This window comes from Cronobacter muytjensii ATCC 51329, from assembly GCF_001277195.1.
GTDB lineage: Bacteria > Pseudomonadota > Gammaproteobacteria > Enterobacterales > Enterobacteriaceae > Cronobacter > Cronobacter muytjensii.
Map to the genome: position 1 here is coordinate 1,793,476 of NZ_CP012268.1, position 23,627 is coordinate 1,817,102.

The 23,627-nt window shown below is 59.8% G+C and carries 26 protein-coding genes and 1 pseudogene; 13 read left to right on the forward strand and 14 right to left on the reverse strand.

Features of this window, described 5'->3' with window-relative positions; genetic code table 11:
* Window positions 1-32: 32 nt before the first annotated feature.
* A complete protein-coding gene (gene tehB, locus AFK63_RS08345; RefSeq protein WP_038862845.1) occupies window positions 33-626 on the forward strand; it encodes a tellurite resistance methyltransferase TehB in 594 nt (197 codons plus the stop codon).
* Between the two features lie 215 nt (window positions 627-841).
* Window positions 842-1,510, forward strand: a complete 669-nt coding sequence (locus tag AFK63_RS08350) for a DUF3313 domain-containing protein (RefSeq protein ID WP_038862846.1) — start codon at window positions 842-844, stop codon at window positions 1,508-1,510.
* Window positions 1,511-1,540: 30 nt separating this feature from the next.
* Here AFK63_RS08350 and AFK63_RS08355 read toward each other — a convergent pair whose 3' ends face one another.
* Complete coding sequence (locus tag AFK63_RS08355) at window positions 1,541-2,704, reverse strand: benzoate/H(+) symporter BenE family transporter (protein ID WP_038862847.1); 1,164 nt, start codon at window positions 2,702-2,704, stop codon at window positions 1,541-1,543.
* 94 nt (window positions 2,705-2,798) lie between these two features.
* Here AFK63_RS08355 and AFK63_RS08360 point away from each other — a divergent pair, with 94 nt between their 5' ends.
* From AFK63_RS08360 to umuC, 4 genes are all read left to right on the forward strand, one after another.
* Complete coding sequence (locus AFK63_RS08360; protein WP_038862850.1) at window positions 2,799-3,329, forward strand: helix-turn-helix domain-containing protein; 531 nt, start codon at window positions 2,799-2,801, stop codon at window positions 3,327-3,329.
* 235 nt (window positions 3,330-3,564) lie between these two features.
* On the forward strand, window positions 3,565-5,529 hold the full coding sequence (locus AFK63_RS08365; RefSeq protein ID WP_038862852.1) for a peptidase U32 family protein: 1,965 nt from the start codon (window positions 3,565-3,567) through the stop codon (window positions 5,527-5,529).
* 205 nt (window positions 5,530-5,734) lie between these two features.
* Window positions 5,735-6,154 carry a translesion error-prone DNA polymerase V autoproteolytic subunit gene (gene umuD / locus AFK63_RS08370; protein WP_038862853.1) on the forward strand — a complete coding sequence of 140 codons (420 nt, stop codon included), beginning with the start codon at window positions 5,735-5,737 and terminating at the stop codon, window positions 6,152-6,154.
* Window position 6,155: 1 nt separating this feature from the next.
* The gene (gene umuC, locus AFK63_RS08375) at window positions 6,156-7,424 is read left to right on the forward strand and encodes a translesion error-prone DNA polymerase V subunit UmuC (protein WP_038862857.1); all 1,269 of its coding nucleotides are present in this window, start codon (window positions 6,156-6,158) and stop codon (window positions 7,422-7,424) included.
* Here the strand turns inward: umuC and AFK63_RS08380 are convergent.
* Entirely contained in the window at window positions 7,379-8,104 is a 726-nt protein-coding gene (locus AFK63_RS08380; RefSeq protein ID WP_050568142.1) for a hypothetical protein, read from the reverse strand. The two genes, umuC and AFK63_RS08380, sit on opposite strands and share 46 nt — an antisense overlap.
* Before the next feature lie 217 nt (window positions 8,105-8,321).
* Complete coding sequence (locus AFK63_RS08385) at window positions 8,322-8,732, reverse strand: ASCH domain-containing protein (protein ID WP_038862858.1); 411 nt, start codon at window positions 8,730-8,732, stop codon at window positions 8,322-8,324.
* Between the two features lie 272 nt (window positions 8,733-9,004).
* Here AFK63_RS08385 and AFK63_RS21825 point away from each other — a divergent pair, with 272 nt between their 5' ends.
* The 3 genes from AFK63_RS21825 to mdtI all read left to right on the forward strand — a co-directional run bounded on the left by AFK63_RS21825 (window position 9,005) and on the right by mdtI (window position 9,938).
* On the forward strand, window positions 9,005-9,109 hold the full coding sequence (locus AFK63_RS21825; protein ID WP_428830480.1) for a protein YdgV: 105 nt from the start codon (window positions 9,005-9,007) through the stop codon (window positions 9,107-9,109).
* 153 nt (window positions 9,110-9,262) lie between these two features.
* On the forward strand, window positions 9,263-9,622 hold the full coding sequence (gene mdtJ, locus AFK63_RS08390) for a multidrug/spermidine efflux SMR transporter subunit MdtJ (RefSeq protein WP_038862860.1): 360 nt from the start codon (window positions 9,263-9,265) through the stop codon (window positions 9,620-9,622).
* Complete coding sequence (gene mdtI / locus AFK63_RS08395) at window positions 9,609-9,938, forward strand: multidrug/spermidine efflux SMR transporter subunit MdtI (protein ID WP_038862861.1); 330 nt, start codon at window positions 9,609-9,611, stop codon at window positions 9,936-9,938. The genes mdtJ and mdtI overlap by 14 nt, the downstream gene beginning before the upstream one ends.
* 46 nt (window positions 9,939-9,984) lie before the next feature.
* Here mdtI and AFK63_RS08400 read toward each other — a convergent pair whose 3' ends face one another.
* From AFK63_RS08400 to AFK63_RS08410, 4 genes are all read right to left on the reverse strand, one after another.
* A complete protein-coding gene (locus tag AFK63_RS08400; protein WP_038862862.1) occupies window positions 9,985-10,806 on the reverse strand; it encodes a trypsin-like serine peptidase in 822 nt (273 codons plus the stop codon).
* Window positions 10,807-10,909: 103 nt separating this feature from the next.
* Window positions 10,910-10,990: a small membrane protein YdgU gene (gene ydgU / locus AFK63_RS21830; RefSeq protein ID WP_455708993.1), complete on the reverse strand. Its 81-nt coding sequence runs from the start codon at window positions 10,988-10,990 to the stop codon at window positions 10,910-10,912.
* Between the two features lie 210 nt (window positions 10,991-11,200).
* Window positions 11,201-12,685, reverse strand: a complete 1,485-nt coding sequence (locus tag AFK63_RS08405; protein WP_038862863.1) for a carboxypeptidase M32 — start codon at window positions 12,683-12,685, stop codon at window positions 11,201-11,203.
* Window positions 12,686-12,758: 73 nt separating this feature from the next.
* Complete coding sequence (locus tag AFK63_RS08410) at window positions 12,759-14,009, reverse strand: MFS transporter (protein ID WP_038862864.1); 1,251 nt, start codon at window positions 14,007-14,009, stop codon at window positions 12,759-12,761.
* Window positions 14,010-14,130: 121 nt separating this feature from the next.
* On the opposite strand from AFK63_RS08410, the gene AFK63_RS08415 reads away from it, so the two are divergent.
* The 3 genes and pseudogenes from AFK63_RS08415 (at window position 14,131) to bioD (ending at window position 17,182) form a co-directional block, all read left to right on the forward strand.
* The gene (locus tag AFK63_RS08415; RefSeq protein WP_038862865.1) at window positions 14,131-15,051 is read left to right on the forward strand and encodes a LysR family transcriptional regulator; all 921 of its coding nucleotides are present in this window, start codon (window positions 14,131-14,133) and stop codon (window positions 15,049-15,051) included.
* 106 nt (window positions 15,052-15,157) lie between these two features.
* Entirely contained in the window at window positions 15,158-16,375 is a 1,218-nt protein-coding gene (gene mlc / locus AFK63_RS08420) for a sugar metabolism global transcriptional regulator Mlc (protein WP_038862867.1), read from the forward strand.
* A gap of 115 nt (window positions 16,376-16,490) precedes the next feature.
* A pseudogene (gene bioD / locus AFK63_RS08425) lies at window positions 16,491-17,182 on the forward strand (dethiobiotin synthase).
* A 218-nt stretch (window positions 17,183-17,400) separates the two neighbouring features.
* On the opposite strand, the gene osmV reads toward bioD, so the two are convergent.
* Genes osmV through AFK63_RS08445 form a run of 4 tightly spaced genes read right to left on the reverse strand, consistent with a single transcriptional unit; the run spans window position 17,401 to window position 20,838 of the window.
* Window positions 17,401-18,549 carry an osmoprotectant ABC transporter ATP-binding protein OsmV gene (gene osmV, locus AFK63_RS08430; RefSeq protein ID WP_038862869.1) on the reverse strand — a complete coding sequence of 383 codons (1,149 nt, stop codon included), beginning with the start codon at window positions 18,547-18,549 and terminating at the stop codon, window positions 17,401-17,403.
* Window positions 18,549-19,196, reverse strand: coding sequence for an osmoprotectant ABC transporter permease OsmW (osmW, locus tag AFK63_RS08435; protein ID WP_038862871.1), 648 nt, complete (start codon window positions 19,194-19,196; stop codon window positions 18,549-18,551). Before osmW ends, osmV begins: the two co-directional genes overlap by 1 nt.
* Before the next feature lie 9 nt (window positions 19,197-19,205).
* The gene (gene osmX / locus AFK63_RS08440) at window positions 19,206-20,108 is read right to left on the reverse strand and encodes an osmoprotectant ABC transporter substrate-binding protein OsmX (protein ID WP_038862872.1); all 903 of its coding nucleotides are present in this window, start codon (window positions 20,106-20,108) and stop codon (window positions 19,206-19,208) included.
* A gap of 16 nt (window positions 20,109-20,124) precedes the next feature.
* Window positions 20,125-20,838, reverse strand: coding sequence for an ABC transporter permease (locus AFK63_RS08445; RefSeq protein WP_038862873.1), 714 nt, complete (start codon window positions 20,836-20,838; stop codon window positions 20,125-20,127).
* Window positions 20,839-21,167: 329 nt separating this feature from the next.
* Here AFK63_RS08445 and AFK63_RS08450 point away from each other — a divergent pair, with 329 nt between their 5' ends.
* The gene (locus AFK63_RS08450) at window positions 21,168-21,503 is read left to right on the forward strand and encodes a GlpM family protein (RefSeq protein WP_038862874.1); all 336 of its coding nucleotides are present in this window, start codon (window positions 21,168-21,170) and stop codon (window positions 21,501-21,503) included.
* Here AFK63_RS08450 and dmsD read toward each other — a convergent pair.
* The 3 genes from dmsD to AFK63_RS08465 are packed head-to-tail and all read right to left on the reverse strand — an operon-like array spanning window position 21,500 to window position 23,620.
* Window positions 21,500-22,108, reverse strand: a complete 609-nt coding sequence (gene dmsD / locus AFK63_RS08455) for a Tat proofreading chaperone DmsD (protein ID WP_038862876.1) — start codon at window positions 22,106-22,108, stop codon at window positions 21,500-21,502. The two genes, AFK63_RS08450 and dmsD, sit on opposite strands and share 4 nt — an antisense overlap.
* Window positions 22,109-22,152: 44 nt before the next feature.
* Window positions 22,153-23,001 (reverse strand): dimethyl sulfoxide reductase anchor subunit family protein, encoded by an 849-nt coding sequence (locus AFK63_RS08460; RefSeq protein WP_038862877.1) that lies wholly within the window; start codon window positions 22,999-23,001, stop codon window positions 22,153-22,155.
* Between the two features lies 1 nt (window position 23,002).
* Window positions 23,003-23,620 carry a DMSO/selenate family reductase complex B subunit gene (locus AFK63_RS08465; RefSeq protein ID WP_038862878.1) on the reverse strand — a complete coding sequence of 206 codons (618 nt, stop codon included), beginning with the start codon at window positions 23,618-23,620 and terminating at the stop codon, window positions 23,003-23,005.
* Window positions 23,621-23,627: the final 7 nt, after the last annotated feature.

Genomic DNA, 23,627 nt, shown 5'->3' on the forward strand with positions numbered 1-23,627 from the left:
TTGTCCGCAGGCGACATCTCTGAGGAACTCCCATGAACGTTCGCGATGAAAATTACTTCACTGAAAAATATGGCCTGACGGCCACGCACTCCGACGTACTGAACGCCGTGAATTACGTCCAGCCGGGCCGCGCGCTGGATCTCGGCTGCGGCAACGGGCGCAACAGCCTTTATCTCGCCGCGCGCGGGTTTGAGGTCAACGCCTGGGATAAAAACCCGGCAAGCATCGCTAATCTTGAGCGCATCGCCGCAGCGGAAGGGCTGAATAACCTGCATACCGCCGTGAAAGATCTCAATACGCTGCGGTTTGAGGGAGAATATGACCTTATTCTTTCAACCGTGGTGATGATGTTTCTTGAGCGCGACACGATCCCTGGGCTTATCGATAATATGCAACGCTGCACCGCGCCAGGCGGTTATAACCTGATTGTGGCGGCGATGGACACCGCTGATTATCCGTGTACCGTCGGCTTTCCGTTTGCTTTTCAGGAGGGCGAGCTGCGTCGTTATTATGAAGGCTGGGAGCTGATTAAATATAATGAGGATGTCGGGCAGTTGCATAAAACCGACGCCAGCGGTAATCGTATTCGTTTACGCTTTGCGACGATGCTTGCAAAAAAACGCTAATCAACCGGCGCGCCCGGGAACGGCCATCGCGCGGTTCCCGGTTAAAAATATAACCACTCGTATATATTTTTATAACCAACATCAATTTTATTTATTGTTCTAATCTGATTTTACGCCCCGGATCGCTTTTTCCTCTCATCCCACCGTTTTTATGACTCTTTTTACGTGCCCGTTTGCTATAAATTCAGTGCTCACCCAATCACAGGTAACGTCCTATGCAAAGCACATCGTTATTTAAAGCCTCCGGGCTGGCGGCGCTTTTGCTGCTGGCTGGTTGTTCATCCAGCGTCACTAAACCCGAACAATATTCTGGCTTCCTGAAAGACTATTCGGGGCTTGAAAAAACCACCTCCGCCACCGGCAAACCGGTCATGCGTTGGGTTGCGCCAGGGTTTAATCTCAATAATTACGACAGTATCGTCTATAACCCTGTGGTCTATTACCCGGCCCCGAAACCCACCGGGCAGATCTCCCAAAAAGTGCTGGATGGCCTGCTGAATTACACCAATGATAAGCTTAAAACCGCAGCGGCGAGCCGCAAGCCGCTGGTGGCGACGCCGGGGCCGCGCAGCGTCATTTTCCGCGGGGCGATCACGGCGGTGGATAGCAGCAAAGAAGGCCTGCAATTCTATGAAGTGTTACCGGTGGCGCTGGTGGTTGCGGGCACGCAGGTGGCGACCGGCCATCGCACCATGGACACCAGCCTGTTCTTTGAAGGCGAACTGATTGACGCAGCGACGCAAAAACCGGTAGTGAAATTAGTGCGTAAGGGCGAGGGGAAAGATCTGAACAACGAAAATACGCCGCTGACGGTCGACAACCTCAAACAGGTCATCGACGATATGGCGACCGATGCGCGCATGTTCGAGCCCGCACCGAAGTAATGGTCACGAGGGAGCCTGGCTCCCTCTTTTTTATCCCGCCCGGCGCGCCAGCAGCGCGTAGCTTATTCCCCCCGCGATCAACCCCCAGAAAGCCGGGCCCACGCCCAGCAGCGTGACGCCGGACGCCGTCACCAGAAATGTGATAAGCGCCGCGTCGCGGGCGCGTTCATTCGCCAGCGCCTGATGCAGGCTCCCGCCGATGGTGCCGAGCAGCGCCAGCCCGGCGAGCGTCTGCAGCCAGGGCGTCGGCAGGGCGGTCATCAGTGCGCCGATAGACCCACCGCACACGCCCGCCAGCAGATAAAACAGGCCCGCCAGCGCCGCCGCTATCCAGCGTTTGTCGTGCGACGGATGCGCCTCCGGGCTCTGGCAAATGGCCGCGGTAATGGCGGCGATGCAGATGGAAAAGACGCCGAATGGCGCCAGCAGCAGCGCCAGCAGCCCGGTCGTCACCATCAGCGGCGAGACCGGCACCCGGTAGCCGGAGGCCTGTAATGTGGCGACGCCCGGCGCATTCTGCGAGGCCATCGTCACCAGAAAGAAGGGCAGGCCGACGCCGAGCAACGACGACAGGCTAAACGCGGGCGTGACGAATTCCGGCGGCGCGACGGCGAAATGCAGCGCTGCCGTGTTCACCTCGCCCTGCAACAGACAGACCGCGACGCCTGCCAGCAGCGCGGCTATCACGGCATAGCGTGGAGCGATCGCTTTACTGATAAGCCACGCGCCCGTCATGGCGGCGCACAGCACAAAATTCCCCTCCAGCGTACCGAACGCCTGTAGCCCGAAACGCAGCAGAATGCCTGCCAGCATCGCGGCGGCAAGCCCAGGCGGAATGATTTTCATCAGGCGGGCGAACAGCCCGGTAGCGCCACAGATAATGATAAGCGCGCTGGCGAATATAAAGATCCCGACCGCCTCATGCAGAGTGTGGCCGTGAAGCCCCGTCGCCAGCAGCGCCGCGCCGGGCGTCGACCAGGCGGTCAGCACCGGCGCGCGATACCACAGGCTCAACGCGAGCGTGCTGACGCCCATGCCGATGCCGAGCATCGTCATCCAGCCCGCCGTTTGCGCAGGCGTGGCGCCGGCCGCCGCCGCGGCCTGCCAGATAATGGCGGCGGAGCTGGCGTAACCGACCAGCACCGCCACAAAGCCTGCGATAACGGCAGGCGCGGGGGGAAGCGAAAAGCGCATAATAACTCCGGCTGTGCGTTATAACGTCCAGCGACTCTAGCATCGTGCGCTATAACGCACAAGGCGCTATACTGACCGCAGCAAAGGAGAACGCATGGATATCACCGCCCATCTCGCGCAGACGCTGAAAGCGCTACGCCAGCGGAAAAACTGGAGCCTGACGCAGGCCGCTGAAATCACCGGCGTGTCGAAAGCGATGCTTGGCCAGATAGAGCGCAATGAATCAAGCCCGACGGTGGCGACACTGTGGAAGATAGCCACCGGCTTCAACGTGCCGTTCTCGGTGTTTATCCTGCCGCGCGCGTCGGGGGCGCGCGCCGTGTTTGACGGCGGGCAGGCGATGATCGTCGAGCCGTTGTTTCCGTGGGATGAACAGTTGCGCTTCGATATGCTCGCCATTACGCTCGCGCCCGGCGCGCAGAGCGACTCCACGCCGCATGAGAAAGGGGTGACGGAGCATGTGGTGGTGATTGAGGGCGAGCTGGAGCTTCAGACGGAGGGCGTCTGGCGACGGCTCGGCCCCGGCGACGGACTGAAGTTTGCCGGCGACCAGCCGCACGCCTATCGCAACGCGACGCCGCTGCCGGTGCGCTTCCATTCGGTTATTCACTACCCGGCGGCATAAAAAAAACCGCAAGCGAGCTTGCGGCCAACGACAATCTACAACGACACGATGAAACTGAGGTGATAAGTCAGGAATACCGCCCCAGCGTATCGCGTCTTGCACGGCGCGCGAACGAAACCTTTGTGCAATACTTTCCCGCAGAATGGCAAACCGCCGCCAGCGCCGTGAAACAGTTTCCGTACGCCCCGAATGTGACTACAATAGCCGCCTTTCAAATAACGGATAACGACGAATTATGCGCCTGCAATCGCATCACCTTGAACTGCTCAGCCCCGCCCGCGATACCGCTATCGCCCGCGAAGCCATTCTGCACGGCGCAGATGCAGTCTATATCGGCGGCCCCGGCTTCGGTGCCCGTCACAACGCCAGCAACAGCCTCCAGGACATCGCAGACCTGGTGCCGTTCGCCCATCGCTTCGGCGCGAAAGTGTTTGTCACGCTCAACACCATTCTGCATGACGACGAACTGGAGCCGGCCCGTAAGCTTATCGGCCAGTTCTACGACGCGGGCGTCGACGCCCTGATCGTGCAGGATATGGGGATCATGGAGCTGGATATTCCGCCCATTGAGCTGCACGCCAGCACTCAGTGCGACATCCGCAGCGTCGAGAAAGCGAAGTTCCTCTCCGATGCTGGTTTCTCGCAAATCGTGCTGGCGCGCGAACTGAACCTCAACCAGATCCGCGCCATTCACGAAAGCACTGACGCCACTATCGAATTCTTTATTCACGGCGCGCTCTGCGTGGCCTATTCGGGCCAGTGCTATATCTCCCACGCCCAGACGGGGCGCAGCGCCAACCGCGGCGACTGCTCGCAGGCCTGCCGTCTGCCGTACACCCTGAAAGACGATCAGGGCCGCGTGGTGGCCTATGAAAAACACCTGTTGTCGATGAAAGACAACGATCAGACCGCCAACCTGGCGGCGCTTATCGACGCGGGCGTGCGCTCCTTCAAGATTGAAGGGCGCTACAAAGACATGAGCTACGTGAAAAATATCACGGCGCACTACCGTCAGATGCTTGACGCGATTATCGAAGATCGCGGCGATCTTGCGCGGTCTTCCGCCGGCAACACGGCGCACTATTTCGTGCCATCCACCGAGAAAACCTTCCATCGCGGCAGCACCGATTACTTCGTGAATGCCCGTAAGATTGATATCGGCGCGTTCGACACGCCGACGTTTGTCGGCCTGCCGGTCGGCGAAGTGCTGAGCGTTGCGAAAGATCATCTGGATGTCGAAACCACCGAGCCGCTCGCTAATGGCGACGGGCTGAACGTCATGATCAAGCGCGAAGTGGTGGGTTTTCGCGTTAACGTGGCGGAAAAAACCGGCGAAAACCGCTATCGCGTTTTCCCGAACGAGATGCCCGCCGCGCTGAAAACCCTGCGCCCGCGCCACACGCTTAACCGCAATCTCGATCACAACTGGCAGCAGGCGCTGCTGAAAACCTCCAGCGAGCGCCGCGTGGCGGTGGATATCGAGCTTGGCGGCTGGCAGGAACAGCTAATTCTGACCTTAACCAGCGAAGACGGCGTCAGCGTGACGCATACGCTGGACGGGCAGTTCGACGAGGCCAATAACCCGGATAAAGCGCTGACCAGCCTGAAAGAGGGCCTGGCGAAACTGGGGCAGACTATCTATTTCGCCCGCGACGTGCAGATTACGCTTCCGGGCGCGCTGTTCGTGCCGAACGGCCAGCTCAACGCCTTGCGCCGCGAGGCTGTCGAGGCGCTGGACGCCGCGCGTCTGGCGAATTACCAGCGCGGCGTGCGCAAGCCGGTTTCCGTGCCGCCGCCGGTCTATCCGGAAACGCACCTGAGCTTCCTCGCCAACGTCTATAACCATAAAGCGCGTGAATTTTATCAGCGCTATGGCGTGCAGCTGATTGATGCCGCTTATGAAGCGCACGAAGAAAAAGGCGACGTGCCGGTGATGATCACCAAACACTGCCTGCGCTTTGCCTTTAACCTCTGTCCGAAACAGGCGAAGGGCAACATCAAGAGCTGGAAGGCGACGCCGATGCAGCTGGTGCACGGCGACGAAGTGCTGACGCTGCGCTTTGACTGCAAACCCTGTGAAATGCACGTGGTCGGCAAAATCAAAAACCACATCCTGAAAATGCCGCACCCCGGCAGCGTGGTAGCCTCCATCAGCCCGGAAGATCTGCTGAAAACCCTGCCGAAACGCAAGGGCGCCTGATTCGCCTATCCGTAAAAGCCAGAGCATGCGCTCTGGCTTTTTTATGCCTGTTATCCCCGCATTTGCTGACGAAACCCGCAAAAACTGGCCGTTCTCCAGGCAATTACGCCGCTTCGCTTAAAAATAGGGTTGTCAGAATACCGCAATTCAAACTACTGTATATAAACACAGTAAACAATAACATAATAAACGGATGGAGCACGCCATGTTAATGATGCGTCTCTTACCACAGCCTGATGCCGAAGGGCTGCCGCTGTTTCTGGAGAAGGTGGCCTGCGGTTTTCCGTCTCCCGCGCAGGATTACATTGAAAAGCGCGTGAGCCTGGATGCGCACTGTATTGTGCATCCCAACGCGACCTATTTTCTCCGGGCGTCTGGCGAGTCGATGAACGGCGCCGGCATTGAGGATGGCGATCTGCTGGTGGTCGACAGCGCCCTGAAGCCGCAGGAGGGCGATATCGTCGTCGCGGCGCTGGAAGGGGAGTTCACGGTAAAAACCCTGCGTCTGCGCCCGGTGGCGCAGCTGGTGCCAATGAACCCGGATTTCCCGCCCATTACGCTTGCAGGCGACGGCGAACTGGTGATTTTCGGCGTGGTGACCTGGGTGTTGAAAAAGAGGCGCTGACATGTACGCGCTGGTCGACGTCAACAGCTTTTATGCCTCCTGCGAGACGGTGTTTCGCCCGGATCTTAGGGATAAGCCTGTCGTGGTGCTGAGCAATAACGACGGCTGCGTCATTGCCCGCAGCCGTCAGGCGAAAGCGCTCGGCATCACGATGGCGGAGCCTTATTTCAAACAGCGCGCGCTGTTCGAGCGCCACCGGGTGGCGGTCTTTAGTTCCAACTACGCTTTTTACGCCGACATGAGCAAACGCGTGATGGATATTCTCGAAGAGATGTCGCCGCAAGTGGAGATCTACTCGATCGATGAGGCGTTTATCGATCTGCGCGGCGTCAGCAACGTGATGGCGCTGACGGAATTTGGACAGGAGATCCGCGACAGGCTCTGGCGCGAAACCCATCTGCCGGTGGGCGTCGGCATCGCGCCCACCAAAACCCTCGCCAAGCTTGCCAATCTCGCCACGAAAAAATGGCCGAAGTCGGGCGCGGTGGTGGATCTCTCCGATCCGGCCCGGCTGCGCCGGGCGCTGGCGCATTTTGACGTGGACGAAGTGTGGGGCGTTGGCCGCCGGCTCAGCAAAAAGCTCAACGTAATGGGCATCAACACCGCGTTTGATTTGGCGAACAGCCCGGCGTGGGTTATCCGCAAAAACTTCAACGTGGTGCTGGAGCGCACCGTGCGCGAGCTGCGCGGCGAGCCGTGTCTGGGGCTGGATGAGTTTACCGCGCCGAAGCAGCAGATAGTCTGCAGCCGCTCGTTTGGCTACCGCGTGACCGACTATCAGGATATGCGTCAGGCGGTCTGCGCCTGGGCCGAGCGCGCGGCGGAAAAGCTGCGTCAGGAGCATCAGTTCTGCCGCCAGGTGGCGGTGTTTATCCGCACCAGTCCGCATGACGATCCGCAGGCGCGCTACAGCAATCAGGCGCTCGGCCAGGCGCTGACGCCCACCAACGACACCCGCGATATCGTCCGTCTGGCGGTGAGCGCGCTGGACGCCATCTGGCGCGAAGGTTATCGCTACATCAAGGCGGGCGTCATGCTGGGGGATTTTTTCAGCCAGGGCGTGGCGCAACTGAATCTGTTTGATGAGCATCTGCCGCAGGCCAACAGCGCGCCGCTGATGCATTTGCTGGATGAATATAATCGCTCCGGCAAGGGCAAGCTCTGGTTCGCAGGCCAGGGCATCGTCAAACCCTGGGCGATGAAGCGTGAATTTCTCTCACCCGGCTATACCACGCGTTTCAGCGAGCTGCCGCGCGCGAGCGTGTGGTGATCCGTTCTGTAACGGGGCAGGACCGCGCAAGAGAAGGGCGGCCTCACGCCTCGCGCTAACCCCGCTTCTGGCGCTGATTTCTGTTCCGCCAGTTGCTGGCGGAACCACGCCATAAACCGCTGCGTTCGCGCGATGAACTTGTCGGGCGCATCGCCAGGCGTGCGGCTTTCACGTAAAACGTCGTTTAACTCGTGGACTTTTGACGGGTACTTTTTGGCGAACAGCGCCAGGTAATCTTCCAGCGTATCTGGCCAGTCAGTGTCATCGTCGGCGCGAAGTAAATTCGTCGCGCGAATACGTTTTCCGGCGGCCGCGCGTTGGAACGGTATACGGCCCTTTTCATCAGGCTGTCCTGAAAGCGCCGCGATATCAGCGTTTATCACGGCAACGACATCGCCGTTAACAGCCTGCGCAATGGTTCGTGATGGCCTGAAACGCGCGAAACGCTGTGAAAGATCCTCGCCATAAAGACAGCGGCAGTGATGCTTTAACCAGTAGCTCCAGCTATCAAGATTGTCTGGCGCAAGCACCCCGGCGACGCTGCCGATAGCGAAATCGATTTTGCTCACCACCGGAAACGCCGCCTCCATTTCCTGTTTGATGGCGGCCAACTGCGCGCTTTCCGCTTCGGTGGCGGTGTGCGTCAGGATGAGGCAGAGTTCGAGGTCGGATATGCCCACAACGGCGTTACCGCGCGCGACGCTACCGTAAGACGCTGTAAAGCGTATCTCCCGGACGGCGCGCCAGGGCGTTTATCACCCATCCACTACCTCGCGGAAAGCGGGCTGAAGCGCAGTCTGCGGCAGTATGCGAATAAATCCGTCGGCATCGGTCATGGCGGGGCATATTCTCTACAGCTTGACGTCTTCAGAAGCGCATGAATAAACCAGGGCGTGTTCAGCAGCGCTCCACCAGGGCAAACTCTTCAAACATCAGCAGCATGTCTTTCGCGAAACAACCCGCGCGGGTAAAAAACGCTTCATGCTCATGGCGCCAGTATGCGAGGCTTAAATCGCCTTCGCCTTCCAGCGCCGCCAGCGTGTCGGTCACGTCGCAAAACGCGACCATCCGCAGCGTGTGGGTGCGGATCACGCACAGCGGCTCGCCCGCGCCGTTGAGGATAATATGGTAATCCCCCGGCAGGGTTGGCTCCGCGTCCTGGCGCCAGGCGTGATAATCGCTACAGGTCGCGCGCTTAGCGCCGCTTGCCACCAGTGCGCCCAGCTCGTCCGCCATGTGCGGTGAATCGCCGAAACTCCAGGCGCGCGCGCCGGGATATTTCTGTTGCAGGTCGTGTTGCGTTGTCATATTTCTTCCCTGTTAAAATAATGTAGAAAATTATCATACTGGCTGAATAAACGTTCGCCAATGATTATTTAATCGCTGGCCATGCGTAAATAATCGTGCCCTGAAAATAAGCCACTGTTCTCTGGTTCAATAAAAAATAAACCGTGCCGTAAAGTAGTGTAAACGGGTTGAGAAAAGTCTAACGGCATGGTTTAATTCAGCCGTGTTTGACTACCGAGGACAATTTTGATCCGCAACGACGAGAAGCAAGACCGCGGATAAATTGAATGATTATGGACAACCAGTTCAATCGCTTTATTTCATCGTTTTACGCTTTTTCCACTCTTTCCTCTGCCGTCTTTCCTTGCGGCGAACAGCACTGGCGCAACGCGCTGTAGTCAGGTTCTCTCTTTTTATCGGCCTGGGCCGCCCCTGTGCGCCCGAACGGTTTTGTCATTTTTTATCACGTCGTTTTAAGACGCCGTTTTTTATGACGTGTCGCTACGCGTCATCAGATACGCCTGTGTATTTTTTCAGGCAGGAGAGAGACCATGTTTTACTGGATTTTATTAGCCCTGGCGATTGTCGCCGAAATTACCGGAACGCTGTCATTAAAATGGGCAAGTGTGGGCGGTGGCCACGCCGGATTTATTTTAATGCTGGTGATGATTTCCCTTTCTTATATTTTTCTTTCTTTTTCGATTAAGCGTATTGCGCTCGGTGTGGCGTATGCCCTGTGGGAAGGCGTTGGGATTGTCTTAATTACACTCTTCAGCGTCCTGCTGTTTAACGAAACGCTGACGCTGCAAAAAGGGCTGGGTCTGCTGGTATTGATTGCCGGGATCCTGCTGATTAAAACCGGCACCCAGACGCAGCCCCGTAAACCGGAGGTGCGCCATGTCGCAGGTTGAATTACAGCATATCCTCTGGCTGCTGCTGGCAATTGGCCTCGAAATTATCGCCAATATCTGGCTGAAATTTTCCGACGGCTTTCGTCGCCCGGTGTATGGCGTGGCCTCGCTGCTGGCGGTGCTGGCCGCCTTTAGCGCGCTCGGTCAGGCGGTGAAGGGCATTGATCTCGCCGTGGCGTATGCGCTGTGGGGCGGGTTCGGGATTGCGGCCACGGTCGCGGCGGGCTGGATAATGTTCGGCCAGCGCCTGAATCGCAAAGGCTGGGTGGGCCTCGGGCTGCTGCTGGTGGGAATGGTGATTATCAAGCTGGCGTAACGCGAGCAAAAAACAAGAGGGGCGCTGAGCGCCCCTTTTTTATTCTTTATTCGTCCGCCAGGGCTTCAAGCCGCTCGCGAAAGCCGGTGACCGCAATCGCCCGGTTATCGGCGCGCCAGCGGTCTTTGGCGGCAGGCGCGGAGCTCTGTACGCCAATCAGTTGCCAGCCGCTGTCGGTGCGCAGCATCAGCGGCGAGCCGCTGTCGCCGGGCAGCGTGTCGCACTGATGCGCCAGCACGGAACGCTGCGCCCAGCCCGTTATCAGGCAATCCTGATGGCTGTAGAGCGCGTCGAGATGATCTTCCGGATAGCCTGATTGCGTCACGCGGCGGCTCGTGGCCTTCAACGCGCTGTTCAGCGCCGCGCGGTCGCCCTCAAAGAGCGGCAGCGGCGTCAGGCCCGACGGCGGATTGCGCAGGATAATCAACCCGAAATCTTCAGGCGCGGCGGATGAAGGCACTATCCAGCCTTCGCCGTCGGCTTTCAGCTTGCGACCGAGGGACGGCGCGACGCGCCCTTCAATGCTGTGGATCTCATAGCGCCACTTGCCCTTTTGCGACACAAAACGCAGCGCCACCGGGCGATCCGCCGTGCCGTCCGGCGGCGAGAGCAGGCAGTGGCCAGCGGTCAGCGCCAGATGGGGAGAGATGAGCGTGGCGGTGCACAGGTTGCCGCTCTCGGTTTCGAGCTGGCCGATAGCGTCCCAGGGGGAAGAGGCCGGGTCCGGCACGGGCGTGCGGTCATCATGGCCAAAAAAGAGGGTTTGCACCTCGCTGGCGGCGTCAGAGGCGTCATCCCCCTCGTCGGCGTGTGTACTAAAAGCAGGTAATAATAGCGATCCCAGTAACAAGAAAACGGTTTTGCGCATATCACTCTCTGGTGGGGCAATTATGATTATTAAAGTAACCCTGTGAGGTAACTATAGACGTGACGCGAGCAAAGTGAGAATAAAATCAGCGTGCTAGCGTGGTTTACCAGTAAAAAAAGGCCGTCAGCGCGCCGCACAACAGCAGCAGCGTCAGGATTATCTCAAACTGATAACGGCGGATCATGTCGGGCCTCCGGAAATCGCAGCCCGCGCGTCCGGCGCAAACGGCAACGCGCGTGCCTGAGCGCGCAGGCCTGACCAAAGCGGCGAAAAAAAACGGCGGGGCGTGGCAGGACTATAAAGGCGCGGCGGGGCGGGCGTCCGTAGGTGATTAGTATCGGCGTGTAACGGAATGTACAGCGCCGGGCGCAGGGCCCGGCGCTGAGGAGCGCGGTTACAAATAGCGCGCCGTCAGGTGGTCCTGGAAGTAGCGCGGGTTGAGATCTTCGCCGGTGGCGTTGGTAAGCAGCTGCGACGTGCTGAAACGGCTGCCGTGCTGCCACACCGACTGGCGCAGCCAGTCAAACAGCGGGCGCAGATCGCCTGCCGCAATCGCGGCGTCGAGGTTCGGCAGCGCCTGGCGCGCGGCGTGGAACAGCTGCGCGGCATACATCGCGCCGAGCGTATACGACGGGAAATAGCCGAAACCGCCGTCGGTCCAGTGAATATCCTGCATACAGCCGTCGCGATAGTTGCCGGTGGTGGAAATCCCAAGCCACTGCTGCATTTTCTCATCCCATAGCGCCGGGATATCATCCACTTCGATATCGCCATCAATCAGCGCGCGTTCAATTTCATAGCGCAGCACCACGTGGGCCGGGTAGCTCACCTCGTCGGCATCGACGCGAATAAAGCCTGGCTTCACGCGCTGGTTCCAGGCGAGATAGTTCTCCTCCTCAAACGCGGGCTGCATCCCGAAAGGCTCAACCACCTGCGGCAGCAGGAGTTTCAGGAACGGGCGGCTGCGCCCAAGCTGCATCTCGAAGAACAGGCTCTGGGATTCGTGGATGGCGGTGGAGCGCGCCAGCGCCACCGGCTGGCCCGGCCATTCGCGCGGCAGATTTTGCTCATAGCGGGCGTGGCCGGTTTCATGGATGACGCCGAACAGCGCGCTGAAAAGTTCGTTTTCGTCATAGCGTGTGGTGATGCGCACATCTTCCGGCACGCCGCCGCAGAACGGGTGCGCGCTGACGTCCAGCCTGCCGCCGTCGAAATCGAATCCCAGCAGGCGCATCGCTTCAAGGCCCAGCTCGCGCTGTTGCGCGACCGGGAACGGCCCCTGCGGCGTGATAAGCGCGGTGCGCTGCTGTTTTTCCACCGCGCGGGCGAGGAGATCCGGCAGCCAGCTGCGCAGATCGCCAAATAGCGTATCGAGACGCGCGCTGGTCATATCCGGCTCGAAAATATCGAGCAGCGCGTCGTAGCGCGAGCAGCCTTTGGCTTCGGCGCGGATGGCTGCCTCTTCACGGCTCAGTTTCACCACTTCTTTGAGGTTTTCCGCGAAGCCGTCCCAGTCATTGGCCGGACGCTGGCTGCGCCAGGCGTGCTCGCAGCGGCTACCGGCAAGCGATTTGGCCTCCACCAGCGCCTCGGGCAGCAGCGCCGCCTGCTGATAGTGGCGCTGCATTTCGCGCAGATTGGCCTGTTCAAGGTCGTTGAGGTCTTCCTGCTCCGCGCCGCGCAGCCACTCGGCCATTTTTTTATCGGTGAGGATCTGATGCTGGAGCACGCTCAGTTCGGCCAGGGCTTCGCCACGCGCGCGGCTGCCGCCTGGCGGCATCATCGAAAACATATCCCAGCTGGCGATAGCCGAGAGATGAGAGAAGCGGGACAGTCGCAGGAACGTGCGGCTAAGCTGTTGATAGTTTTTGTTTTCCATAAGGCCTCGTGACGTTGTCGGCAAGCTGAAAAGGTAGCATTAACCCTGACGAAACACGAGACCCTGAGGCAGATCAGTGGACCCGGCGATGCAGGCCGCTCCCCACCAGCAGCGCCAGCACCAGCAGAAGCGCGATAAACCCGCCGACGCCGTTCCAGCCGAAGCGATGCCAGAACAGCCCGCCGAGCGTCCCTGCGACGCTTGAGCCCAGATAATAGCTGAAGAGATAGAGCGACGAGGCCTGGCCTTTGGCGCGCCGCGCCCGCGGACCAATCCAGCTGCTGGCGACCGAATGGGCGGCGAAAAACCCGGCGGAGAAGAGCAGCATGCCTGCGAAAATCAGCCACAGCGAGGAGAGCAGCGTCAGCAGCAGCCCGCAGAGCATCACGCCGGTGAAGGCAAGCATCACCGGGCCGCGGCCAAAGCGCGCGGTCATCGCGCCCGCTTTCGGCGAACTCCAGGTGCCGGTGAGATAGGCGACCGACAGCAGGCCCACCGCCGCCTGGCTTAAGTGCCAGGGCGAGAGCATCAGCCGGTAGCCGATATAGTTAAAGAGCGTGACGAACGCGCCCATCAGCAGAAAGCCTTCGGCAAACAGCAGCGGCAGACCGGCGTCGCGCCAGTGCAGGCGAAAGTTAATGAGCAGCGTACGCGGGCGCAGCGAGGAGGCGCGAAAATGGCGCGAGGCGGGGAGGATTTTCCAGAACATCAGCGCCGCCGCGAGCGCGAAGCAGCCGATAAACGCCATCGCCGCGCGCCAGCCGAAGAAATCAGTGATAACGCCGCTCAGCAGACGACCGCTCATGCCGCCGATGGAGTTGCCGCTGATGTACAGCCCCATTGAGAACGCCACCACGCTTGGGTGGATCTCCTCGGAAAGATAGGTCATCCCGACCGCCGCCACGCCGCTCAGAGAGAGCCCGATCAGCGCGCGCATCAGCAGAATGCCGTGCCAGCTGTGCATCATGGTGGCGAGCAGGGTGCAGATGGACGCCAGCAGGAGTGCGGTCACCATGACGTTTTTGCGCCCGATGGCGTCAGAGAGCGGCCCGGTGAACAGCAGCCCGACCGCCAGCATCCCGGTCGCGACTGAGAGCGAGACGCTGCTGGTGGCGGGCGTCACGCCGAACTCCTGCGACAGCACGGGCAGTATAGGTTGCACGCAATAGAGCAGGGCGAAAGTCGCGAGGCCCGCTGAGAAGAGCGCGAGCGTGACGCGCATAAAAGCGGGCGTGCCGCGTTTGATACAGGTCGCCGGCGCGGCAATCACAGCATCGTCAGCGGCCTGCGCCGGCGCGGCGCTGACGGAAGAGGTACGACTCACAGCAGATCCTTAATGAATATCCCCGCGATTGTTGGCCGACGGGTAAGGCACTCACGCAAGAGTAGAAAGCGGCGAATCATCTGTCTAATATATTAATAATCTCAAATAATATGAATTAAATATGAATATCGAACTGCGCCATCTTCGCTATTTTGTCGCGGTGGCGGAAGAGCTGCATTTTGGCCGCGCCGCCGCCCGGCTGAATATCTCCCAGCCGCCCCTGAGCCAGCAGATCCAGGCGCTGGAGGCGCAGACCGGCGCGCGGCTGCTGGCCCGCACCAACCGCAGCGTCAGCCTGACGGCGGCAGGCAGGCAGTTTCTCGCCGACAGCCGCCAGATCTTAAGCGAGGTGGAAGCCGCGGCGGTGCGCGCCGCCCGGCTCCATAACGGCGAAACCGGCGAACTGCGCATTGGCTTTACGTCGTCGGCTCCCTTTATCCGCGCCATTTCCGATACGCTGTCGGTGTTTCGCCGCCGCTACCCGGACGTGCATCTGCAGACGCTGGAAATCAACACCCGTGCTCAGATAGCGCCGCTGACGGAAGGGCGGCTGGATGTCGGGTTGATGCGCAACACGCCGCTGCCGGAGACGCTCGCCTGGCAACTGGTGCTGCGCGAGCCGCTGCTGGCGCTGATCCCCTGCGATCACCCGCTCGCCGCGCGCGAGGCGGTATCGTTAAGCGAACTGGCGGGCGAGCCGTTCGTCTTTTTCGATCCGCATGTCGGCACCGGCCTGTATGACGATATTCTCGGCCTGCTGCATCGTTACGGCGTGCAGCCGCGCATCACTCAGGAGGTGGGCGAGGCGATGACGATCATCGGCCTGGTGGCGGCCGGGCTCGGCGTGTCGATTCTGCCGGCGTCGTTTCAGCGCGTGCGGCTTGACGAGATGCGCTGGATAAAACTGCGCGAGCCGGACGCGATTTCAGAAATGTGGCTGGTCTGGGCGCGTCACCGCGAGCAAAGCGCCGCGGCACAACGTTTTATTTCGCTGCTGACCGGCGCGCCCATGCCCCCCGAAACCCGTGCTGAAGCCCAATAAAATGTGCGGTAAATCACAAGGCTAAGTAAAAATTTGACGCGCCCTGGCGAAGTGCTTCACCATAGCCGAATGTTTATTTCGAAGCGCGAAAATAAGGGAGTGAGACGTGGCTGCTGATAGTCAACCGGGCCATATCGATCAGATAAAACAGACCAATGCGGGCGCGGTGTATCGCCTGATTGATCAGCTTGGCCCGGTATCACGTATCGATCTTTCCAGACTGGCGCAGCTCGCTCCCGCCAGCATCACGAAAATCGTGCGCGAAATGCTCGAGGCGCATCTGGTGCAGGAGACGGAAATCCAGGAGCCAGGCAGCCGCGGGCGTCCGGCGGTGGGACTCGCCGTGGAAACTGACGCCTGGCACTATCTGTCGGTACGCATCAACCGCGGCGAAATCAACCTCGCGCTGCGCGATCTCAGCAGCAAACTGGTGGTGGAAGAGCAGCTCGACCTGCCGCTGAAAGAGGCCCGCCCGCTGCTCGATCGTATCATCGACCATATCGATCGCTTTTTTATTCGCCACCAGCGCCAGCTGGAACGACTCACCGCCATCGCCATTACGCTGCCGGGCGTTATCGACACCGAGCACGGGCTGGTGCGCCAGATGCCGTTTTACGATGTCACCGATATGCCGCTCGGCGCGGCGCTGGAAGCCCATACCGGCGTGCCGGTGTTCATTCAGCATGACATCAGCGCCTGGACGATGGCCGAAGGGCTGTTCGGCGCCTCCCGCGGCGCGCGCGACGTAATTCAGGTGGTAATCGACCATAATGTCGGCGCGGGCGTTATTACCGATGGCCGCCTGTTGCATGCGGGCAGCAGCAGTCTGGTGGAGATTGGCCATACGCAGGTCGATCCTTACGGCAAGCGTTGCTACTGCGGCAATCATGGCTGCCTTGAAACCATCGCCAGCATCGACAGCGTACTGGAGCTTGCCCAGCAGCGCATGAACCAGTCGATGGGCTCGATGCTGCACGGACAGCCGCTCGGCGTGGCGTCGCTGTGCGATGCGGCGCTGGCGGGCGATCTGCTGGCGCGCGATATCATTCTCGGCGTCGGCACGAATGTCGGGCGCATTCTCGCTATTATGGTGAATCTGTTTAATCCGCAGAAAATCCTGATTGGTTCGCCGCTCAACCGGGCCTCGGATATTCTGTTCCCGGCCATTGCTGACGCGGTTCGCCAGCAGTCGCTGCCCGCCTATAGCCGTAACATCAGCGTCGAAAGTACCCAGTTCTCCAACCGCGGCACAATGGCCGGCGCGGCGCTGGTGAAAGACGCGATGTATAACGGTTCGTTATTGATTCGCCTGCTGCAAGGGTGACAACTTTTCCCTGATCCACTAAAAATTGCGCTATCTCAAGCTGACCCTGAAAGTCTTCTTTTAGACTTTTGCCACTGGATCATTCTTTTTAACACAATGGCAGATGGAGTCAGCGATGCTTAAGCGCGTCTTTATTACCGGTACAGATACCGCCGTCGGGAAAACGGTGGTTTCCCGCGCCCTGTTACAGGCGCTGGCCGCCACCGGCAAGCGCGTGGTGGGCTATAAGCCGGTGGCGAAAGGAAGCAAAGTCACGCCGGAAGGGCTACGCAACAAAGATGCCCTGGTGCTGCAAAGCGTGTCCACCCTGGCGCTGCCGTATGAGGCGATTAACCCTGTCGCGTTTAGCGAAGAAGAGAGCAGCGTGGCGCACAGCTGCGCGATTAACTATTCCTTGTTATCAAAAGGCCTGGCGCAGTTGAGCGAACAGGCGGATCACGTCGTGGTCGAGGGCACCGGCGGCTGGCGCAGCCTGATGAACGATTTACGCCCGCTCTCCGACTGGGTAGTGCAGGAACAATTGCCGGTGCTGATGGTAGTGGGTATTCAGGAAGGCGCCTGAACCATGCGCTGTTAACCGCGCAGGCGATTGCGAGCGACGGTCTGCCGCTGGTGGGCTGGGTGGCGAACCGTATTAATCCGGGTCTGGCGCATTATGCGGAAATCATCGACGTGTTAAGCCAGAAACTTCCGGCGCCGCTGCTCGGCGAGCTGCCGTATCTGCCGCGCGCCGAACAGCGCGAGCTGGCGAAGTGGGTGGATGTCACGCGCCTTGGCGCGACAAACCCGCTGCGCACCGCGGTATGAGCGCGGTTTGTACCGGTTATCATGGTGTGAACGCTACCCGGCGCTACCTGGCAGTGGTAAGACATGAAAAGGGCGGGAGCGCTGCGCTTACCCGCCCTGTACGACAGTGGCGTTAATGCCGGACGGTAAGGCGGGTAAGCGCAGCACACCCGCCGCCCACTCACAGGCCCGCTATCATACCCATAACGCCTGATATTACTTCACAACCCTGCCATCCTTCACAGCCCTTCATGAATATTCAGCGCCCGGCGGGTACGACCGGAACTGAGGTAATCGGCGATATAATCCTGAGAGATTTCACCACTGTAGCGGCCATCTTCATCCACAATCGGCATCCAGACGGTGTTGTGCTCATACAGACGCGACAACACCACGCGCAGGTTATCTTCCGCTTTGCCGGTCACGCGGAACGGGTGGAGCATATCGGCGCAGACGCCCACCGCGCCGCGCGCTTCGCGACGCTTCACAAACCCCAGCGGTTTCTCGTTTTCATCCACCACGGTTACCGAGCGCATATCATTGTCATCCATCAGCGCGAAGGCTTCGGCGAGCGGCGTTGCGGTACGCACCGTAATGGTCGGCTGTTTGTCGGTCACATCGCCCGCCTGAATCAACAGCAGACGCTTGAGCGTGCGATCCTGGCCTACGAACGAGCCCACAAATTCATTCGCCGGTTTGGCGAGCAACTCGTCGGGGCTCGCGCACTGAATGATTTTCCCCTGGCGGAATACCGCGATGCGGTCGCCAAGCTTCAGCGCTTCGTCGATATCGTGGCTCACCAGCATCACGGTTTTTTTCAGCTGGCGCTGCATCTCAAGAAACTGGTTCTGGATAACTTCACGGTTGATCGGGTCCACCGCGCCGAACGGCTCATCCATCAGCAGCACCGGAGGATCCGCCGCCAGCGCGCGGATCACACCGATACGCTGCTGCTGGCCGCCGGACATCTCTTTCGGATAACGGTTCAGGAAGCGTTTCGGATCGAGCGCCACCATCGCCATCAGCTCGGTCGCGCGCTCCTTACAGCGGGCTTTGTCCCAGCCCAGCATTCGCGGCACCACGGTAATATTCTCTTCAATGGTCATGTTCGGGAAGAGACCTATCTGCTGGATAACGTAGCCGATGTTGCGGCGCAGCGTCACGGTGTCCAGATCGGTCGTGTCTTCGCCGTTGATGTAAATCTTGCCGCTGGAGGGGGCTATCAGCCGGTTAATCATCTTCAGCGTCGTGGTTTTGCCGCAGCCGGAAGGGCCGAGCAGTACGCACATTTCGCCTTCCGGCACGTTCAGGTTGACGTTATCCACGGCATTGACGGTCTGGCCGTTTTTCTGCGTAAACTGTTTGGTGAGGTTTTCAAGTTTAATCATTATCGGATCCCCTTAGGCGTCAGCACGACCTGCAAGCGGTGCAGTAACCAGTCCAGAATAATTGCCAGTAAACAGATCATCAGCGCGCCGGCGATGAGCATACGAATATCGCTGCCGCCGATGCCGTTAAGCAGCAGTAACCCGAGCCCGCCCGCGCCGATGACCGCGGCGATCGCCATCACGCCGATATTCATCACCACGGCGGTGCGGATACCGCCAAAAATCACTGGCAGCGCCATCGGGATCTCTACCCAGCGCAGACGCTGCCAGAACGTCATGCCGATGCCGCGTCCGGCTTCACGTAGCCCTGGCGGCAGGCTGTCGAGCGCCGTGTGGGTGTTGCGCACAATCGGCAGCAGCGAGTAGAGAAACACGGCGGTAATGGCGGGCAGGGCGCCAATGCCCTGGCCTATCAGCGAAAAGAGCGGGATCATCAGCCCGAACAGGGCGATGGACGGAATGGTCAGCACGAGCGTGGCCAGTCCCAGCACAGGCGTGGCGAGCCATTTGTAGCGCACAATCAGAATGCCGAGCGGCACGCCGATAATAATCGCGAACCCTACTGCCAGCAGCACCAGCCATAAATGCTGGAATGTCAGGGTAGCGAGGAAACCGGCGTTATCGATCATATAGTGAAGGGTATCCATCATCTCTCCTTAAAGCAGACCTTTGTCGCGCAGGAAGTCGCGGGCGACCTGTTGCGGCGTCTGGTGATCGATATCCACCTTCGCGTTAAGCGTGGTGATGGTCTCGTTATCCATCAGCCCGGATAGCGTATTCAGCGCGTCCTCAAGGCCCGGGTTCGCCGCCAGCGTGTCTTTGCGCACCACCGGCGTCACGGCATAGCTTGGGAAAAAGCCTTTATCATCCTCCAGCACTTTCAAATCGAACCCTTTGACGCGCCCGTCAGTGGCGTACACCAGGCCTGCCTCGACAAAGCCGTCGCGAATCGCGTTATAGACAAGGCCGGGGTCCATCTGGCGGATCTGCGGGCGGTCAAGCGGCATGTTGTACGCCTTTTGCAGCGGCTTCATGCCGTCGCTACGCCCGTAAAACTCCAGATCGAGCGCCAGCATCCAGTTGTTATCCGGGTCGGTTTTACGCACCTGCTCCACTTTTTCCGCCAGTTGCGAAATGGTGCTGATGTGCTCCGCCTCGGCGCGTTTACGCTGCATGGCGAACGCGTAGGTGTTGTTCATGCTGGCGGGCTTGAGCCACACCAGACCGAGTTTCGCATCCAGCTTTTTCACCGTGTCGTAGGTCTCTTCCGGCGACATCCGTTTGTTGATGTGATTAAAGATAATCAGCGACGTGCCGGTGTACTCCCACGTCATATCCACCTGTTTGTTGATCATGGCGTTACGTGAAATGACCGTCGCGATGTTAGTGCGCGGCTCGACCTGAAAACCTTTCTTTTGCAGGTACAGGACGGTCATGGCGGAAAGAATATGCTGCTCGGTAAAGCTCTTGGTGGTCAGTACCAGCGGCGCGGCGCTGGCGGAGCCGGCGAAGAGTAAGCCCGCGGTGGCGAAGGCCAGCAGACGATATAACAGGGTCATCGGAAGCTCCTTATCATCAGGCGGTATGCGGGCTGAGCACGCGGCCCAGCGCGGCGAGCGCCATATCCAGAATCAGCGCGAACAACGCCGTGGCGGCAGCGCCGAGAATGAGCGTCGGGAAATCGTTCAGGTAGATGCCGGGGAAAATCAGCTCGCCGAAGCTGCTGGCGCCGATAAGAAAAGCGAGCGGCGCGGTGCCGACGTTAATGGCGGTGGCGATGCGGATACCGGAGAGCATCACCGGCCAGGCGTTGGGCAGTTCTACCTGCCAGAGTCGCTGTCCTTTGGTCATGCCGATACCGTTGGCCGCCTCCAGCAGCGAGCCTGGCACGGAGCAGAGCCCGGCATAAGTGTTGCGCACAATCGGCAGCAGGGAGGCGAGAAACAGCGCCACAATGGCGGGCTTGTCGCCGATGCCGACCACCACCATCGCCAGGGCGAGAACCGCCAGCGGCGGCAGGGTGTTGCCGATGTTAAATATCTGCATCGCATATTCCGCAAAACGACGGGCGGCAGGGCGGCTTAACAAAATGCCGCTCGGGATGCCGACCGCGAGCGCCAGCGCCATTGAGCTGAACACCAGAATCAGATGCTGTTTACCCAGATAAAGCAGATCTTCGCGGCGGGCGGCGATAGTCGCAGGGCCGATGCCCCAGACCAGCAGCCCGATAACTACCGCGAGGCCGGCCAGCGCCCCGATGGCGCGTAAAGTCAGTGAGGCTTTCTGCATGAGGCGTTGTCTCCCTGGTGCACGTTTTATGGCGATGGGTATCGCCTGTTGTTATGCCGTGTGTCGGCAGGGTGTATTGAGCTATAGCAACCGCGCGGGAAGGATTCCAGTCGGCGTGACCATTAACTGACAAATGGTTTATCCCGGCAATTAACGGTTTGCCCTTACGCCGTCTCGTTTACACAGCGATCAAGAGAATTATCTTAAAAGCGGAGCGCGATAAGTGACACCGTCACAAAAGAAGGTGGCTGCCGTGAAAAAATCCCGCTAATGCGAGCAGTTATGACAGGGTCGGAAAAAGCCGAAACCTGCAAACGGAACGTGAGACGATGGGGTTGTTGATAAAAGCGCTGCCTGGCGCGGCGGTCGTGGTGCTGCCAGGCATGCTGTCGAAAACCAAAAATTATTATCTTGCCGGGCTGATCCCGCTTTTTCCGACCTTTGCGCTTATTGCGCACTATATCGTCGTCACCGGGCGCGGCGTCGGGGCGCTACGCACCACGGTGATTTTCGGCATGTGGGCGATTATTCCCTATTTTGTCTGTCTGGCCTCGCTGTGGGTGCTGAGCGGCATGGTCAAAGTGCCGCTGGCGCTCGGCGGGGCGGTCGCCTGCTGGTGCCTGAGCGCCTGGCTGCTCATTGCGCTGTGGAGCCGTTTTCACTAACGGTACAGCGGCTTTTGCGCCACCGGCATCGCCAGCCCACTGCGCCACCAGCCAAGCGTCGCGCGCGTCAGTTCGCCGAGCGCCACGTAAAACGGGTGACGCGCCTGTGCGCAGAAGACCTCCAGAAAGCGCGGCGCGAACGGCAGCAGATGCCAGGCCAGCAGCTCTTCCAGCTCACGCGTTATTCCCTCCCCGGCAAGCCAGGCGGCCAGCAGCAATAACAGACCGATATGATCCGCGGGCTCCTGCGGCGGCGTTTCAAAGGCGATGGCGTTCTCACGCAGCCAGCGCTGCAACGCCTGCGTGGAGTCGCCAAACAGTACCGATTCGCGATCGAGCCAGACCGAGCCCCACGGCGGCGCGGGCAGCGCGTGCGGGCCGATAAACAGCCGCTGCCACGCCTGCGCCAGCGTTTCGCCCTCAGCGTCAGACGCGCGAAATCCTGCAGTCAGCGCGGCGTCAAACGCCCAGGGCCACTCTCGCTCCCAGCCCGGCGCGCGCAGCGCGTCAACAATGCCGCGCGCCTGCGGGGCATCCGGCGAATAATAAAAGAGCGCGCCGAGAATACGGGCGCTGGTAGAGATATCCGTTAATGTCTGTTTCACTGCTCACTGTCCTGAAAAAGCCGGGCGGCGTCGCCGCCCGAAGATTATCCTGCAACGGTCATACCCACCGTCATATGCAGGCCATAAAAGAGGCCACGACCGATAAGCTCTCCTGCCAGCACCAGCGTAAACCCTGCAGTCAGCCCCCACGGGCGCGGCGGAACGCGGCGTATCAGCGGGCAGAGCCAGCAACCAATGCCGAGCGCCAGCAGCGCCATGCGCCACGCCTGCCAGAAGCCGTAATCCGGCAGCAGGGCGCTCGCCTGTTGTACGGAGGTATGGATGCCCGCAAGGCTTGCGCTTTGCATCAGCGCCCCCACGAGGCTTATCACCAGCGCCAGCACACAAACCACGGTGAAAACCCGCGACCCTGCCACACCCGCGGCCGCCAGCAGAAGCGCGCCGAGCAACGGCCCGCCGAGAAACGCCGTCAGGAAAAAGCCGAGCGTGGTGTAACCGTTGTGCCAGGTGGGTATGGTGTTAATCTGATACACGCGCGTCATCGCGAAGATAAACAGCGCGCCGAGCGCCATCGCCACGATAAGCCATGCTTTCCCGAGCGCCTCCGGCATTTTGCCGAGTACTGCCACCAGCCACCACAGCCCGCCGACCGCGAAAAACAGCGATCCGCTGGCGATTTCATTACTGAGCGGCGAGTCACCGAGACGGTTCAGCGAATTAAACGCGCGCAGCGGCGAGCCGAGATGCATCACCGAGGCGAGAAACGCGATACCCATTAATACCCAGAGAAAAAACATGACGCGCACGATGCGTGCGCGGTCATTCTGATTGCCGGTAAACCACGCCTGACCGGTAACGATAAGCCCGCCCGCCACGCACTGGCCGAGCACGGTGAATAACACCAGCGGCCATTCATGCCATCCACTTCCCATTTCAGACCTCCTTCGGATTCGCCAGTCTGCCGGTGGTGTCACCGGTCGGGCGGCTGTTTGCGTTGGGTTTAATCACGATATTCGGGCGGGTAAAGTGGGCGGCGGGCAGCGGCGCGACCTGCGCCAGCGAGCCGTACTTTTTACGCAGCTCTTCAATCGGCGCCATATCCAGTGCGCGCAGCGGGCAGGATTCGACGCAAATCGGTTTTTTGCCCTCAGCGATGCGCTCATAGCAGCCGTCGCATTTGGTCATATGCCCTTTGGCCGCGTTATACTGCGGCGCGCCGTACGGACACGCCATATGGCAGTAGCGACAGCCGATGCAGACATCTTCATTCACCACCACAAAGCCATCCTCACGCTTGTGCATCGCGCCGCTCGGGCACACTTTGGCGCAGGCGGGATCCTCACAATGGTTGCACGCAATGGAGAGGTAATAAGCAAAAACGTTCTGATGCCAGACGCCGTTGTCTTCCTGCCAGTCGCCGCCCGCGTATTCATAAATGCGGCGAAAGCTCACATCTGGAGTGAGATCGTTGTAATCCTTGCACGCCAGCTCACAGGTTTTACACCCGGTGCAGCGGCTGGAATCGATATAAAAGCCATATTGTGTGGTCATCGGGACT